Here is a 14,550-nt window from a genome sequence, read left to right as displayed (position 1 = left end):
TTTTGGCGCGTTTGTCTTAAAGGAAATCCGCAGACCAGTTGCGGGTTTCTATGATTTCTTTAACGCAGTTCAGGAAAGACGCTGAATAAGAGCCATCTACGACACAATGGTCAAAGCTTTGTGCCAGAATCCCCATGGGACGAATGGCAATCTCATCACCATCAGGGCCTTCAACCACCACTGGCCGTTTTTTGATGCCATCGGTAGAGAGAATGGCCACTTGGGGCTGATTGATGATTGGTGCGGTGAATAGTGTTCCAAAACTACCGTTGTTTGTCAGGGTGTATCCCGCCCCAGACATATCATCAGGCAAAAGCTGACCGTTTCGCGCTTTTTGGGATAAACTGACAATGCCGCGGGCCAGGGCCGGGACTTTGAGATTTTCAGCATTCTTCAGAACAGGCGCGACCAGTCCTTTGTGGTCCAGATCAATGGCGAAGGCCATATGGATATGCTTATGCCGTAGCAGGCTGTCGCCATCTCTTTCCGCATTGAGGTCGGGAAAATTGGGCAGGCTAAGACATACCGCCCGGGCGATGAAGGGCAGATAGGTAAGGGATGTGCCTGTTTCTGCGCGCCACGCGTCCTTCATAAAGGTACGCACCCGTTCGACGGCACTGAAATCAACCTCCACAGCTTGCAAGACATGGGCACTCTGTTGTTTCGAAGCGAGCATATTCTGCGCGATTTTGCGCCGCAAAGAGGAAAAGGGTACCCGTTCTTTATCGTTGGTTGACACGGCGGTTGGCCGAGCGATTGTGGCTGGTTGCCGCACGTCTTTTTTATCGAGATAGGTGAGCACATCGCTACGCTGAATGCGGCCTTGGCGACCTGTCCCGGGAATTGCGGCAGGATCAAGATCATGATGGGCAATCAATCGCCGTACGGCGGGGGATAATGGTGTTCCATCGGGCGCGTTTTTCGGGGCACGTGTTGGTTTTTTTCTTGTTCCCGAGAGGCTTATTGGATTTACGTCCGAGTCTTTTTCTGGCGATGGAGAAGAGGCGTCTGCGACCATTTTACCCTTTTGGGGGGGAGGGGCGGAAGTAGAAGAACTGCTTTGGTCAGCGGTTTCGATTACGCACAAAATTGTACCGACCTTTGCTATATCTCCTTCGGCTACCAAAATATCTTTGAGGACCCCTGCTACCAAAGAGGGCACCTCGGTCGCCACTTTATCGGTTTCGATTTCCAGTAAAATGTCGTCCACGGCGATCAGATCTCCGGGCTTTTTATGCCAAGCGGAGATGGTTCCCTCATCTACCGATTCCCCCAATTGGGGCATGATCACATCCATGAGTTCACTCCCCTACCAGTCTACCGCAATATATTTTTTCTCGAGAAACTCCATCATGCCATCATGGGCACCTTCGCGACCAAGCCCTGATTGTTTTACCCCACCAAAGGGGGCTGCCGGGTCAGAGACTACGCCGCGATTAAGACCAACCATGCCCGAGTGAAGGCGTTCCGAAACCATCAGGCCCTTTTTCAGGTTTTCAGTAAAGACATAGGAAATCAGGCCATATTCCGTATCATTGGCGCGGGTGATCATGTCATCCACATCATCGAACCGTTGAATAGGGGCGATGGGTCCAAATATCTCTTCATGTAACACGCGTGCGTTTGGGCCGCTGTCAGTCAGAACTGTGGGTTGATAGAAAAATCCACGTCCATTGGGCCGGATGCCGCCAGTGGCGATATGCCCGCCCGTGGATACGGCATCTTCTACCAACGCTTCCATATCATCGCGGGCCGCTTGGTTGATCAACGGGCCAAGATCGGTGTCTTCCTGTAGACCTGGCCCTATCTTTAAAGAGGCCATGGCTTCGGAGAAACGTTTTGTGAAAGCATCGGCAATGCCATCTTCCACATAAAACCGGTTGGCTGCCGTGCAAGCCTCTCCGCCATTGCGCATTTTGGCGATCATAGCTCCTTCAACGGCGGTATCGAGATCCGCATCATTGAACACAATCACCGGCGCATTTCCACCTAGCTCCATGGAGCAGTTGATGACGGTTTTTGCTGCATTGCCTAAAAGGATACGTCCCACTTGTGTGGACCCGGTGAAAGACAGTTTGCCAATGCGTGGATCGTCAAGAATGGCAGGAACGATCTTCGAAGACCGTGAAGAGGCAATCACATTTACCACGCCCTTTGGAACGCCGGCTTCTTCCAAAAGTCGGGCAATGGCGAGAGCGGTGAGAGGCGTTTCCGAAGCCGGTTTCAAAATGACAGAACAGCCCGCAGCCAAGGCAGGGCCAATCTTGCGCGTTGCCATGGCCGCGGGGAAGTTCCATGGTGTAATCAAAAGGGCCACACCCACCGGTTGGTGCAGGACCATGATGCGATTTTTTCCTGAAGGTGCCATGGATAAATCGGAAAGATTGCGCACAGCCTCTTCTGCATACCAGCGGAAAAATTCCGCAGCATAAGCCACCTCGCCACGCGCATCTTTGAGGGCTTTGCCATTTTCCTGTGCGATCAGTCGGGCAAAGCCTTCCGCCCGCGCGGTCATCAATTCAAAGGCCTTGCGTAATATTTCCGAGCGTTCACGGGGTGGACGTACAGCCCATGAGGCTTGAGCGCGATGAGCGGCTTCCACAGCATCTATGGCATCCTCTTTGGATGCGCAGGAAACGCGGGCAATGGTTTCTTCGGTCGCAGGGTCCTTGACCGCTATGTCGGCGCCATCTGATGCCGGGCGCCATTGGCCATCGATATAAAGCCCTGTGTCAACGGATATGATGGGTTCGGCCATGATTTACCCCAATGATTTTAAGATAGTATCGGTGATACGATCGACGCTGGGGATTGTGAGATCCTCAAGCTGGTCTGCGGCAGGCAGGGGGATATGCGGTGTCGTGATACGGACGATGGGTGCGTCCAGTTCCCAAAATATCTCTTCGGAAACAAGGCTCGATAGTTCCGCTCCCCAGCCGCATAATCGTGGGTTTTCTTCCACGGTGAACAGGCGTCCGGTTTTTGAAACCTCGCGGAACAGGGTTTGCGTATCTAGGGGCACCAAAGAGCGTATATCGACGACGGTGCACTCGATCCCATGTTCGTCCTTTAGCCTTTCTGCGGCTTCTACGGCGCGAGGGACCATGGCTGCCAAAGCGGCGATGGTGAGGTCGTCACCATCACGCAAGATCTTGGCTTTTCCCAGCTCTTCCACATGTTCGCCATCGGGCACTTCGCCCTTTGTGGGATAAAGGGCCTTATGTTCAAAGAAAATCACCGGATCGGGATCTCGGATGGCAGCGGCCAAAAGCCCCTTTACATCAGCTGGAGATGACGGCGCGACCACTTTAAGGCCGGGGATCATCATGGCCCAGTTTTCTATGCTTTGGCTGTGTTGAGCACCAAAGCGAAGCCCACCGCCATTGGCAGTCCGAATAACAAGGGGCAGATTGATTTGCCCATTGGTCATATAACGGGTTTTGGCAATTTCATTGACCACAATATCCCAGCAGACGGCAAAGAAATCCGAGAACATGATTTCCGCGATGGGGCGTAAGCCGGTCATGGCAGCTCCCATTGCAGCGCCGAGAATTGCCTGTTCGGCTATGGGAGTATCCCGCACCCGTTCGGGCCCGAATTTATCGAGCAGGCCAACGGTGGCCTTGAACACGCCACCTGCGGCGGCAATATCTTCACCAAGAAACACCACATCTTCGTCGCGTTCCATTTCCTGTGCGATGCCAGCAGCGACCGCGTCACGATATGTCAGTTCCGCCACGCCCAGCCTCCATCTGCCCAAACGTCTTTCAAAATCAAATCCTGGGAAGGTGGTGGCGATGCTTTCGCTTCTTCGGTTGCTACATTTACAGCAGCAGCCACCTCTTCCTCAATTGCGGTAATCGAGGCCTCCGAAACCCCAAAATCCAGCAGTCGCTGGCGATAAAACGGAATAGGGTCGCGGGCCATCCAAGCCTTCACCTCGTCATCGGGCCGATATTTGCCAGGATCAGCGCGGCTGTGGCCGTGATGGCGATAGGTTTTTGCCTCGATCAACGAGGGCCCGCCACCGGCGCGTGCCAGATCAAAAGCGGTACGGGCGGCACGGTAAACCGCATCGGCGTCATTGCCATCGACAATAATCTTGGGAAGCCCGTAGGCCGGGGCACGGTCTGCCGCAGGGTGCTCCACCGGCGTTACATCGCCGATGGATGTATATTCCATATAGAGATTGTTTTCGCAGACAAAAACCACTGGAAGTTTCCATGTGGCCGACATGGAAAGGGCCTCATGAAAGGCTCCGATATTGGTGGTTCCGTCGCCAAAAAAGCATACGGCCACTTCACCGGTCTTTTTGTATTGGGCTTTCCATGCAGCCCCCATGGCGATGGGCAGGTGGGCCCCGATAATGGCATAAGAGCCCATGGCCCCTTTTTCCACATCAGTCAGATGCATCGAGCCGCCTTTTCCGGCAAGCAGCCCGCATTCGCGGCCCATCAATTCACCCAGAACACCGGTCATGGAGGCTCCGCGCGCCAATGTGTGGCCGTGGCCACGATAGGTGCAAAAGCTCCAGTCTCCGGGCTTCATCGCTGTGGCGAAACCTGCCGCGATGGCCTCTTGGCCGATGCATAAATGGCTGGTTCCCTTGATCAGGTTTTGCAAGAACAGATCATAGGCACGCTTTTCAAGCTGCCGCACTTCTTGCTGGCTGCGATATAGTGCCAAACGAACATCTTCGCCGATGTCGTCGTTATTTTTTTCTGTTTTTTTTGCCAAGAGACGGGCCCTCCCCGAAAACGCCATAGACGGCGGTGGCTGGATCAATAACGATTGGCGATTGGAAGCTCTTCAGCAGGGAAGAGGGTGATGACCTTCGCCCCATCGGCTGTGACCACCACTTCTTCTTCGATGCGTGCTGCTCCGGATCCATCTTTTGCAGGGCAATATGTTTCCAGCGCGAACACCATGCCTTCCTTGATCTCCATCGGATGATCCATGGACACAAGGCGTGAAATGATGGGCCGTTCATGTAATGCCACCCCGAGCCCATGCCCAAATTGTAAAGCGAACGCCTCCATTTCATTGGGGAAGCCGAACTCTTCAGCTTTGGGGAATGCTGCGGCGATATGGTCGGTGCTGGCACCGGGACGAACCCGGCTTAAAGCTTCGTCCATCCATTCGCGGGCTTTTCGGTATGCGTCATGATGCGCAGGTGTTGCCTTTCCCACATTGAAGGTGCGGTAATAGCAGGTGCGATAGCCCATATAGGCCTGAATGATGTCGAAAAAAGCCTGATCGCCCGGGCGGATGATGCGATCGGTGAAATTGTGCGGATGGGGGGCGCAGCGCTCTCCGGCGACCGCATTGATGGCCTCCACATCATCGGAGCCCATCTCAAACAGACGCTTAGAGGCCATAGCCACGATATCTGATTCACGAACGCCGGGTTTCAACGCTTCATAAATATCGTGATAAACGCCATCCACCATTGCAGCGGCTGTGTTCAGCAGCATGATTTCATCGCGGCTTTTTACTTCGCGGGCATCAAGCATCACCTGCTGCCCATCGCGCACATCAATGCCAAGCTTTTGCAGTTCGAACATCATCGGTGGTTCGATCACATCCACACCGACAGGCATATTAGCGACGCCTTGTTCGCGCAGAACATCGTGAATTTCCTGTGCAGCCCGTTTCACCAGACCTTGATCTGGTGGAATAGTGCCGCGCAACCCTACATTGCCTGCATGGCAACATACCGGCTGTAACCATGGAGCATAAATGCGATGATGGGCGGCAGCCGATCCGAAATCCCACAAATGGGGTTCACCATTTCCGGTCAGCACCGTATAGCGGCAGAATTTATCGCGCGACCATTCACCAATCATAGTCGAGGTAATGTAACGAATATTATTGTTATCGAAGCATAAAAGGGCGCCCAGATCGGAGTTGCGCAACGCCTGCCGCGCCCGGCTCAGCCGGTATCTGTGCAGGCGGCGAAAATCTACACGCTCTTCAAAATCCACATTCATTACGCCATGGGCATTGAGGCGCGTCCAGTCATGTTTTGGATCAATATCGTCGGGCAGGATTTCCAGCCGCTCGGAAAGGGCGGCCGGCTTTTTGAGCATTTCTCGCTCATGCTCGTGATCACAGGGCCTGCCGTCATGGGAATGATGGGAATGATCTGAACTCATGGCACATCCTTAACGGTGTTTGGAGTGGGAAGCGCAAACGTTTGCCTTATCATGCATACTTCCGGGGGTTCGTCAATCATTGAACAGTATTTATATGGCTATAAGCTTGCTAGGGCACATAAGCGGTGATCGCCGTGTCAAAGCTTGGGCGCGCCTGAATGCGATTATACCAATGTTCTAGATATGGATAATCATTAAGATTGAAACCTAGCTTCGATGCACGATGGACATTCACCACGGCGGAAAAATCAGCGAGCGAAATCTGGGGTCCGGCAAGCCATACAGTGCGTTCTAATTGTTTGTCGATTCGCTGAAGAAAATCACCAACTGTGGCTTCATAACCTGCTAAATCGTCGGGATCGAAGCCCTCTAGATAGCGGCGATAAAAGTCGACCAAATTTGGATTTCGTTGGTGGGCGGCATAATAGGCAAATTTCTCTTGCGTGGGCGGGAATTTGTCACGAAACAGTTTTTCATAGGTCAGGGTCTTGATGCTGATTTGCAAGTCGTCGCCCAGCTCCATCCATGGAAAAACCAGATTTTTCTCATGGTGCGTGGTTGGCATCAGCTTGGGGCCAAGGAAATGGTCGTCCAGATATTGGATGATGTCGTGGGATTCGATAACGACCGTCCCATCATGCACAAGGGCAGGGACCACGCCTTTGGGATGGATGCCCTGATAATCCGGTGTCAAATGCTCGAACTCCATCAGATTGATCACATGGCTTTCCCATGGGATCTTCTTTTCCGCCAGAATGAGTCGAGTTCGTTGCGAGCAATTTGAGAAGGGGCTGTGGAAAAGATGCACCCCTCGTAGCTCTCTAACCAAGTGGTTTTCTGGTTCAATGATGGGCATGATGGGGCCTTTAGGAATTTCTGAATTTGCCGTGTTTATTATAATAATCATCCACCAGCTTATGGCGTTTGATCAGTTTCGGGGTGGCCTTCACAAAGTCCCAAAGAGCGATAAAGCCGCCGGTCCACATGGTGCGTAAGGCTACCATCATGCCACGGCTAGCCTTCAATTTTTTCATGTCTGCATTTTCAACAGTGTGGATCTTTGTTCGGTCCGACAGTGCTTCGTGCAGGCCATCAACAGTGGCCCAATTACAGCGATAGTGAACCTTACCCTCGGGGTTGATCACATATATGATGTTGGGCATGCCCCCATAGGATTTGTGCATGTCTCCTTCATAGGAATCGATATATACTGGGCGATCCTCGCCATAGCGCGGGGCAAGTAAAGTGGCGGCTTTCTTTTTCTCTTCAAAAGAAGCGTGCTGGCTAAGCCGTTCGCCGGGGTGGGCTTCCCGCACATAGACGATGATGAATTCCACATCGGGAAAATCGTCGCGAAGTTTTTGCATGCCCGGAATATTCTTTGTGTACATGGAGCAGGTGGCTGATCCTGTTTCGATCACGAGCCACTTTCCCCTAAAGTCCGAGAGGCTGACCGTTTTGCCATCCAATGTGGTCAAAGTGAAGTCTTGGGCCTCTTCGCCTGCCCTTGGGCCTTTGAATAAATCCCAGTCATATTGTTTTACGGTGAAACGGGGCGCGTTATAGATCATCTTGGTCATGGGTCGCTCCTCTCGCATTCCGGCGGCTTGGTGCCATATTTTTGCGTGTTCTTTTGATGAAGGCAAACGTTTGCGTTTTTAACATAATTATTTCGGTGTGGAAAGTCATTCTGTTGTTTAGGGGGGGGCGTGATGTATGAAGGCGGCATTGGGCATGACCACTGTGTGGTTGAAAACCTCTTATCAATGGGGGCATGTGGACCATGTAAAAGCGGCGGTGCACCATGAAACGGATGATCTGCTGGGCTTTTTGCGCGCCCAATCCGGGGATTTGAAGGGCTAGAGGCACCCCATTTCCGATGCTTCACCTTGACTATGTTTTGCCCACGCGTATCCTCGCCCGCCAAATGATGTTTTATTGAATCTTCTCTTATGTTTCGCAGTTTGGAAAGAATCCATGCCCCAGTCTGATCTTCGCGCACATATTGAAAATGCTTGGGACATGCGCGACAGCCTCTCCCCCCAAAGCAAAGGCGAACACCGGGAAGCCGTGGAGGCCGCCTTGGCCGCCCTCGATGAAGGAACCCTGCGCGTTGCCTCCAAGGAAAATGGCGCATGGGTGGTGCATGAATGGTTGAAAAAAGCGGTTTTGCTGTCTTTCCGCCTGAACGATATGGAACTGATCGAAGGCGGGCCGGGCACCAACACCACATGGTTTGACAAGGTGCCTTCAAAATTTGAAGGCTGGACGGCGGCCAAATTTCAGAATGCCGGATTCCGTGCCGTGCCGGGGGCCATTGTGCGCCGCTCTGCTTTCATTGGAAAAGGCGCGGTGCTGATGCCGTCTTTTGTCAATCTGGGGGCCTATGTGGGCGAAGGGGCCATGGTGGATACATGGGCCACGGTGGGATCTTGTGCGCAGATCGGTGCCAATGTGCATCTTTCGGGTGGGGCGGGCATTGGCGGGGTGTTGGAACCCTTGCAGGCCGCGCCGGTAATCATCGAGGATAATTGTTTCATTGGAGCCCGCGCCGAAGTGGCGGAAGGGGTGCGGGTGGAAGAAGGGTCTGTCTTGTCAATGGGGGTATATCTGGGGGCCTCGACCAAGATTATGGACCGGCAAAGCGGCGAGATTTTCCAAGGGCGGGTGCCCGCCTATTCCGTGGTGGTGCCGGGCACTTTGCCGGGCAAGCCTTTGGCCGATGGCACGCCGGGGCCGGGGCTTTATTGTGCGGTGATCGTCAAGCGCGTCGATGCGCAAACCCGCGCCAAAACCTCTATCAACGAGCTGTTGCGTAGCTGATGCGCCGCGATCACGCCTTTGCGGATCTGTTTGCACCCGATGGCTGCCTTGATGCCGCGGCATTTGCGCAAAGTTTGATAAGATGTCCATCGGTGACGCCCCGTGATGAAGGGGCGCTGGACCTGTTGCAATCCGTTTTGGAATCTTTGGGCTTTTCCTGCCATCGCCTGCCTTTCGATGCGCCGGGAACAGCGCGGGTGGACAATTTATTCGCCCGTCTTGGCTGTGGCGCACCGCATATGTGTTTTGCGGGCCATACGGATGTGGTTCCGGTGGGCCACCCTGATAGCTGGCAGGTGGACCCTTTTGGCGGCCTGATTGAAGATGGTGTGCTGATGGGGCGCGGCGCGGCCGATATGAAGGGGGCCATTGCGGCCTTCGTGGCGGCGGTCAGCGGTTTTCTGGCCGCGCATAAGGGGGGCTTTGATGGCTCCATCAGTTTTCTTATCACCGGCGACGAGGAAGGCCCGGCCATCAATGGCACGGTGAAGGTGCTGGAATGGATGGCAGCCAATGGCCATATCCCCGATATGTGCCTTGTGGGGGAGCCCACCAATCCATCGCGTCTTGGGGAAATGGTGAAAATCGGACGGCGCGGCAGTTTCAATGCGCGGCTGGCGGTATGTGGTCATCAAGGCCATGTGGCCTATCCGCATCTGGCGGATAATCCCATTCCCGGCCTTGTGCGGTTGTTGGAGGCCTTGGGCCGCGATCAACTGGATCAGGGCACCGCACATTTCCAGCCATCGAATTTGGAAATCACCAATATCGAGGTGGGCAATCCCGCCACCAATGTCATTCCCGGCAAGGCAGAGGCGGCGTTCAATATCCGCTTCAATGACCTGCACACAGGGGACAGTCTGGAACACTGGGTGCGGACGCGGCTGGATGCGGTGGGCGTGCCCTATGATCTGGATATTACCGTTTCGGGCGATGCGTTTTTAACGCCGCCGGGGCCGTTTTCCGATGCCATAGCAGGGGCCATCGAAGCCCGTTTGGGAGAGCCGCCAGCCTTATCCACCACCGGCGGCACATCGGATGCGCGCTTTATCAAGAATTACTGTCCGGTGGCGGAATTCGGGCTGGTGGGGGCCACCATGCACAAAGCCAATGAATGTGTCAGTCTGGCCGATCTTGCGGCCCTGCGCGATATTTATGGCGATATTCTGGACCGGTTGTTGGCTTGAGGCTTTGGCCCTATGTGACGGCTTTGAAGGCCGTTGATCTCCAGACCCGCATAAATCACACGATGAGCGACAGCCCCTCGCCCGGTTGGGTGACAGGCGCCGTTCCTTGAAGCACTTCTTGTTCAAGTGCGGCGGCTTCGGCGCGGGCAGCCTGAAGATCGGCTTGTGCCTGTGCGGCCACGGCGCGGTCTTGTGATGACGGTTGTGCCGGTGCCAAGGCAGCGCGAACCACTTTTTCCAATTTGTTGATGCTGGCTTGCGGGTCGCCTGCGATGGGGCCGCTGTCGATAGAGACTTCACCCGCCACCGCATATTGCCGCCCGTCCGGTCCGGTTTCAAATTCCAGTTGCGGTTGTCCGGCCAATTCTGCCCCGGCCGTTGCGTGGGCGGCTTCATGGGCGCGCACTTCCCGATCGCGGGCGCGCAGTTCATTCACCTGCGCTTGTTCTTCGGCGCTTAAATCATCGGGCAGGGCTGGCGGGTCGCTTGGCTGTCGGGTGTCTTCCGTGTCTTCACCGGCTTGGGCGGTGAGCGCCGTTTCGCCCGCCAGCAGGTTTTGTCCAAGCGATGGAGCCGCAGCCCTCGCTATGATGGGCTCCCCCGCACGTAATCCATCTTGGAGCGCCGGTGATGCTGGCACATCTGCTCCTTGCCCCGATGCCGTGGCCGGGATGATGGAAGGAGGGAACAAACCCGCATTTGCAGAAGAAATACCGATCATGCGGGGGATTTTAGCGCATTTCCGTTAAAAGCGCGTAAGTTTTTGGCGGATTTTTGAGGATTCATCGGGGCGGATAAGGTGGTAAGGATTGCGGAGGCCTGTTCGAGGCCCTAAAACCGAATGGCCAGCGCCTTTAAACTGCGATCCTGTGGGGAGTTTTATGAAAGAGATCCTTAAAGAACTGGAAGACCGTCGCGCCCAGGCGCGTTTGGGAGGCGGACAGAAAAGGATCGATGCCCAACATGCCCGCGGCAAGCTGACGGCCAGAGAACGGATCGAGGTTTTGCTCGATGAAGGTTCTTTTGAAGAAATGGATATGTTCGTCACCCATCGCTGTACCGATTTCGGCATGGAGAAGATGTCCTATCCCGGCGACGGCGTGGTGACAGGGTCCGGGACCATCAATGGCCGCCTTGTCTATGTGTTCAGCCAGGATTTCACCGTGTTTGGCGGGTCGCTTTCGGAAACCCATGCCCAGAAAATCTGCAAGGTCATGGATATGGCCATGAGGGTGGGGGCGCCGGTGATCGGGCTGAACGATTCGGGGGGCGCACGTATTCAGGAAGGCGTGGCGTCTTTGGCGGGCTATGCCGATGTATTCCAGCGCAATGTGCTGGCCTCCGGCGTGGTGCCGCAAATCTCGGTGATTATGGGCCCATGCGCGGGCGGGGCTGTTTATTCGCCTGCCATGACCGATATGATCTTCATGGTGAAAGACAGCTCTTATATGTTTGTCACCGGCCCCGATGTTGTGAAAACAGTGACCAATGAAGTGGTGACCCAGGAGGAATTGGGCGGGGCGATCACCCACAACACCAAATCTGCAGTGGCCGACAAAGCCTTTGAAAATGATGTTGAAGCGCTGATGCAAACCCGGCGCATGTTCGACTTTTTGTCGCTTAACAACCGCGAGGCCGCCCCTGTCCGTCCCAGTTTCGACGGGGCCGACAGGGTGGAATTGTCTCTGGACAGTGTGGTGCCCTCCAATCCCAATAAACCCTATGATATGCATGAAGTGATCGAAAAGATTGTCGATGAAGGCGATTTTTTCGAGCTGCAGCCCCTTCATGCCCGCAATATGATTATCGGCCTTGCCCGGATGGAAGGGCAAACCGTAGGGATCGTGGCCAATCAGCCGATGGTGCTGGCGGGATGCCTTGATATTGACAGCTCGAAGAAAGCAGCGCGATTCGTGCGCTTTTGTGATTGCTTCAACATTCCCATCCTGACTCTGGTGGATGTGCCGGGATTTTTGCCCGGAACGGCGCAGGAACATGGGGGCATCATCAAGCATGGGGCGAAATTGCTGTTCGCCTTTGGGGAGGCCACAGTGCCAAAAATCACGGTGATTACCCGCAAGGCCTATGGTGGCGCTTATGATGTGATGAGCTCAAAACATCTGCGCGGCGATATGAATTATGCCTGGCCCACGGCGGAAATCGCCGTGATGGGGGCGAAGGGGGCTGTGGAGATCATCTACCGTGCCGAACGTGATGATGCGGACAAGATCGCCGAACGCACCAAAGCCTATGAAAGCCATTTTGCCAATCCGTTTGTGGCCGCGTCCAAGGGCTTCATCGACGAGGTAATCATGCCCCATTCAACGCGTAAGCGGATTTGCCGCTCTTTGCAGGTGCTGAAAACCAAATCTTTGGAAAACCCTTGGAAAAAGCACGATAATATCCCGCTTTAAAGGCGACCGTTCTTTGCGGATTTACGGCCTAGTTCAGGCTGCCGAAAACAGATTTTAAAAGATCTGTTGTGCGCTTTGCGGGATTGGCGCGAATGGCAGCCTCTTCCACCGCCAAGGTGGAAAACAGGCCGTTCATGGCCATTTCGGTGGTATAGGCTGATAAGTCGCCTTTCACATCGGGCACGAAGGGCACATCGCGGTAAGCCGCAATGGTTTCGTCATATAGATCCAGCGCCCCTACATTTTCCAGGCTGGCATCGATCACCGGTTTCATTTTTTCGGCCAAGCCGGGCCCCATTTGCCCTTTCAGATATTGCGTGGCGGCATCATCCGGACCGGTAAGAATGGTGCGCGCATCGGTGATCGTCATGCTTGAAATCGCCTCGATGAACAGGTCCCGCGCTTGGGGTGCGGCGGCTTCGGCGGCGCGGTTCAATCTCACTTCAAGTTCATCGGTCAAGGCGCTCATGCCGATGCGGTCCAGCGTTTTATCAACGCGATTCAAGGTTTTTGGGAGTGGAATATGCAGCTCGGGATCATCCAGATAACCGCCTGCAGCGCCTAGGGTGTCCACCACGCGCCCCGATGCCACAGTGAGCGCTTCGCGCAGTCCAGAACTGATGTCGGTTTCGCTTAGCGCGGCGGTGCTTTGTTCTGTCTTTTCTTTTTTGAATAAGGATTTTGCTTTTTTCGACCAGCTTTGTTCCGCTTGCACGGAAAAGGAAAGGGTAAGGAGCAGAAGCGACGTAACAAGGGAATTGAGCAAGGGTCGGGACATGATATATTCCAAATTTAAATGTAATATGGAATGTGCGCTTTATTCGATCCTTCGTCAAATGATTGCATTTAGGTGCCAAGTGAGACTGACAGACTTTCTCTGCTTTTGTTGAAGACATCAGATCTGTGCAGAACTTGGGACTTATCGTTTTATAAAGAAAAGGAGACGCTCATGCTGGTGCGACCGCTTTTAATTTTGATTGCCGGAGTGTTTATGTCGGTGGGGTTCGCTCCTTTGCCTGCGGCATCGGAGGAAAAGAATCCGGTAACCATCAAGGAATGGACCGTCCCATATGAAGAAAGTCGGCCACGCGATCCATTCGCTGTCTCTGAAAAAGAGGTGTGGTTCGTGGGGCAGCGCAGCAGCTATCTGGCGCGGCTCAATCCGCAAGACGGCAGCTTTGAAAAGCACGACCTTGTGGATCAGGCGGGCCCCCATAATCTGATTGTCGGCAAGGATGGCATCGTTTGGTATGCGGGCAATCTAAAAGGCTATGTCGGGCGCTTCGACCCCGAAAGTGGTGAAATCGAAAAGATCGCTATGCCCGATCCTGCGGCCCGCGATCCCCATACGCTGGTGTTCGATGCCGATCAAAGCCATATCTGGTTCACCGTTCAGGGCGGCAATTTCATCGGGCGTGTAACCGTGGCGGATCATAAAGTGGATTTGATCCCCGTTCCCACCCCCCGTGCGCGGCCTTATGGTATTCGCATGGCCCCCGATGGTACGCCGTGGATCGTGTTGTTCGGAACCCACAAGCTGGCATCTGTGAATCCGGAAAGCCTTGAATTGACGGAATATGAAATCCCCCATGAGGAGGCCCGCCCGCGCCGCTTGGAGATCACCTCTGGCGGCGATATTTATTATGCGGATTATGTTCGTGGCACTGTGGGGCTTTATGATCCCGTAACGCGCACGGTTACCGAATGGCCGCTGCCATCGGGTGAAAAAGCGCGGCCTTATGGCACCGCCATTGACGCCGATGATGTGGTCTGGATCGCCGAAACCGGAGTGTTGCCCAATCAGCTGGTGGGCTTTGATACAAAATCGGCGGAATTCGTGTCCGTGACCGCGATCCCTTCGGGGGCAAGGTCGGTGCGTCATATGGATTATCACGCCCCCAGCGACACTCTGTGGTTTGGCACCGATGCCAATACCATCGGGCGGGCCGAGCTTGGCCAGTGATTGCAAAA

14 protein-coding genes are annotated in these 14,550 nt (G+C 54.4%); 5 read left to right on the top strand and 9 right to left on the bottom strand.

Going from position 1 to position 14,550, the window contains the following annotated elements:
• Positions 1-16: 16 nt before the first annotated feature.
• The 7 genes from IEX96_RS06240 to IEX96_RS06210 form a co-directional block, all read right to left on the bottom strand.
• On the bottom strand, positions 17-1,285 hold the full coding sequence (locus IEX96_RS06240) for a dihydrolipoamide acetyltransferase family protein (RefSeq protein WP_229773581.1): 1,269 nt from the start codon (positions 1,283-1,285) through the stop codon (positions 17-19).
• Positions 1,286-1,309: 24 nt separating this feature from the next.
• Positions 1,310-2,758 carry an NAD-dependent succinate-semialdehyde dehydrogenase gene (locus IEX96_RS06235; protein WP_150004904.1) on the bottom strand — a complete coding sequence of 483 codons (1,449 nt, stop codon included), beginning with the start codon at positions 2,756-2,758 and terminating at the stop codon, positions 1,310-1,312.
• 3 nt (positions 2,759-2,761) lie between these two features.
• Entirely contained in the window at positions 2,762-3,739 is a 978-nt protein-coding gene (locus IEX96_RS06230) for an alpha-ketoacid dehydrogenase subunit beta (RefSeq protein ID WP_150004905.1), read from the bottom strand.
• Positions 3,727-4,737, bottom strand: a complete 1,011-nt coding sequence (locus tag IEX96_RS06225) for a thiamine pyrophosphate-dependent dehydrogenase E1 component subunit alpha (RefSeq protein WP_229773568.1) — start codon at positions 4,735-4,737, stop codon at positions 3,727-3,729. Before IEX96_RS06225 ends, IEX96_RS06230 begins: the two co-directional genes overlap by 13 nt.
• 44 nt (positions 4,738-4,781) lie before the next feature.
• Entirely contained in the window at positions 4,782-6,089 is a 1,308-nt protein-coding gene (locus IEX96_RS06220) for a M24 family metallopeptidase (RefSeq protein WP_150005032.1), read from the bottom strand.
• Between the two features lie 175 nt (positions 6,090-6,264).
• The gene (locus tag IEX96_RS06215) at positions 6,265-7,011 is read right to left on the bottom strand and encodes a glutathione S-transferase family protein (RefSeq protein ID WP_188873632.1); all 747 of its coding nucleotides are present in this window, start codon (positions 7,009-7,011) and stop codon (positions 6,265-6,267) included.
• Positions 7,012-7,021: 10 nt separating this feature from the next.
• Entirely contained in the window at positions 7,022-7,735 is a 714-nt protein-coding gene (locus IEX96_RS06210) for a peroxiredoxin family protein (protein WP_188873631.1), read from the bottom strand.
• 154 nt (positions 7,736-7,889) lie between these two features.
• Between IEX96_RS06210 and IEX96_RS14190 the strand changes: the two genes are divergently transcribed.
• The 3 genes from IEX96_RS14190 to dapE all read left to right on the top strand — a co-directional run bounded on the left by IEX96_RS14190 (position 7,890) and on the right by dapE (position 10,165).
• Positions 7,890-8,018, top strand: coding sequence for a hypothetical protein (locus IEX96_RS14190; RefSeq protein WP_268238495.1), 129 nt, complete (start codon positions 7,890-7,892; stop codon positions 8,016-8,018).
• Positions 8,019-8,132: 114 nt separating this feature from the next.
• Positions 8,133-8,978: a 2,3,4,5-tetrahydropyridine-2,6-dicarboxylate N-succinyltransferase gene (gene dapD / locus IEX96_RS06205; RefSeq protein ID WP_150004908.1), complete on the top strand. Its 846-nt coding sequence runs from the start codon at positions 8,133-8,135 to the stop codon at positions 8,976-8,978.
• Positions 8,978-10,165, top strand: a complete 1,188-nt coding sequence (dapE, locus tag IEX96_RS06200; protein ID WP_150004909.1) for a succinyl-diaminopimelate desuccinylase — start codon at positions 8,978-8,980, stop codon at positions 10,163-10,165. The genes dapD and dapE overlap by 1 nt, the downstream gene beginning before the upstream one ends.
• A gap of 55 nt (positions 10,166-10,220) precedes the next feature.
• Here the strand turns inward: dapE and IEX96_RS06195 are convergent, their stop codons facing one another.
• Entirely contained in the window at positions 10,221-10,805 is a 585-nt protein-coding gene (locus IEX96_RS06195; protein ID WP_150004910.1) for a putative metalloprotease CJM1_0395 family protein, read from the bottom strand.
• 241 nt (positions 10,806-11,046) lie between these two features.
• Here IEX96_RS06195 and IEX96_RS06190 point away from each other — a divergent pair, with 241 nt between their 5' ends.
• Positions 11,047-12,579, top strand: coding sequence for an acyl-CoA carboxylase subunit beta (locus IEX96_RS06190; protein ID WP_188873629.1), 1,533 nt, complete (start codon positions 11,047-11,049; stop codon positions 12,577-12,579).
• Positions 12,580-12,607: 28 nt separating this feature from the next.
• Here IEX96_RS06190 and IEX96_RS06185 read toward each other — a convergent pair whose 3' ends face one another.
• Positions 12,608-13,357 carry a DUF4197 domain-containing protein gene (locus IEX96_RS06185; RefSeq protein ID WP_150004911.1) on the bottom strand — a complete coding sequence of 250 codons (750 nt, stop codon included), beginning with the start codon at positions 13,355-13,357 and terminating at the stop codon, positions 12,608-12,610.
• A gap of 171 nt (positions 13,358-13,528) precedes the next feature.
• Between IEX96_RS06185 and IEX96_RS06180 the strand changes: the two genes are divergently transcribed.
• Complete coding sequence (locus IEX96_RS06180; RefSeq protein ID WP_229773567.1) at positions 13,529-14,542, top strand: Vgb family protein; 1,014 nt, start codon at positions 13,529-13,531, stop codon at positions 14,540-14,542.
• The last annotated feature ends 8 nt before the right edge of the window (positions 14,543-14,550 follow it).

It is taken from the genome of Iodidimonas muriae, assembly GCF_014647255.1.
GTDB lineage: Bacteria > Pseudomonadota > Alphaproteobacteria > Sphingomonadales > Rhodothalassiaceae > Iodidimonas > Iodidimonas muriae.
Note: the sequence above shows the minus strand (reverse complement) of the source record. Positions and strands in the feature narration are given on the sequence as shown.

What these genes read in the sequence shown, in the direction of transcription:
- IEX96_RS06240 (WP_229773581.1), bottom strand. Translation starts at nt 1,285, where the DNA reads ATGCCCCAATTGGGGGAATCGGTAGATGAGGGAACCATCTCCGCTTGG.
- IEX96_RS06235 (WP_150004904.1), bottom strand. Translation starts at nt 2,758, where the DNA reads ATGGCCGAACCCATCATATCCGTTGACACAGGGCTTTATATCGATGGC.
- IEX96_RS06220 (WP_150005032.1), bottom strand. Translation starts at nt 6,089, where the DNA reads ATGCTCAAAAAGCCGGCCGCCCTTTCCGAGCGGCTGGAAATCCTGCCC.
- IEX96_RS06215 (WP_188873632.1), bottom strand. Translation starts at nt 7,011, where the DNA reads ATGCCCATCATTGAACCAGAAAACCACTTGGTTAGAGAGCTACGAGGG.
- IEX96_RS06210 (WP_188873631.1), bottom strand. Translation starts at nt 7,735, where the DNA reads ATGACCAAGATGATCTATAACGCGCCCCGTTTCACCGTAAAACAATAT.
- IEX96_RS14190 (WP_268238495.1), top strand. Translation starts at nt 7,890, where the DNA reads ATGACCACTGTGTGGTTGAAAACCTCTTATCAATGGGGGCATGTGGAC.
- dapD (WP_150004908.1), top strand. Translation starts at nt 8,133, where the DNA reads ATGCCCCAGTCTGATCTTCGCGCACATATTGAAAATGCTTGGGACATG.
- dapE (WP_150004909.1), top strand. Translation starts at nt 8,978, where the DNA reads ATGCGCCGCGATCACGCCTTTGCGGATCTGTTTGCACCCGATGGCTGC.
- IEX96_RS06190 (WP_188873629.1), top strand. Translation starts at nt 11,047, where the DNA reads ATGAAAGAGATCCTTAAAGAACTGGAAGACCGTCGCGCCCAGGCGCGT.
- IEX96_RS06185 (WP_150004911.1), bottom strand. Translation starts at nt 13,357, where the DNA reads ATGTCCCGACCCTTGCTCAATTCCCTTGTTACGTCGCTTCTGCTCCTT.
- IEX96_RS06180 (WP_229773567.1), top strand. Translation starts at nt 13,529, where the DNA reads ATGCTGGTGCGACCGCTTTTAATTTTGATTGCCGGAGTGTTTATGTCG.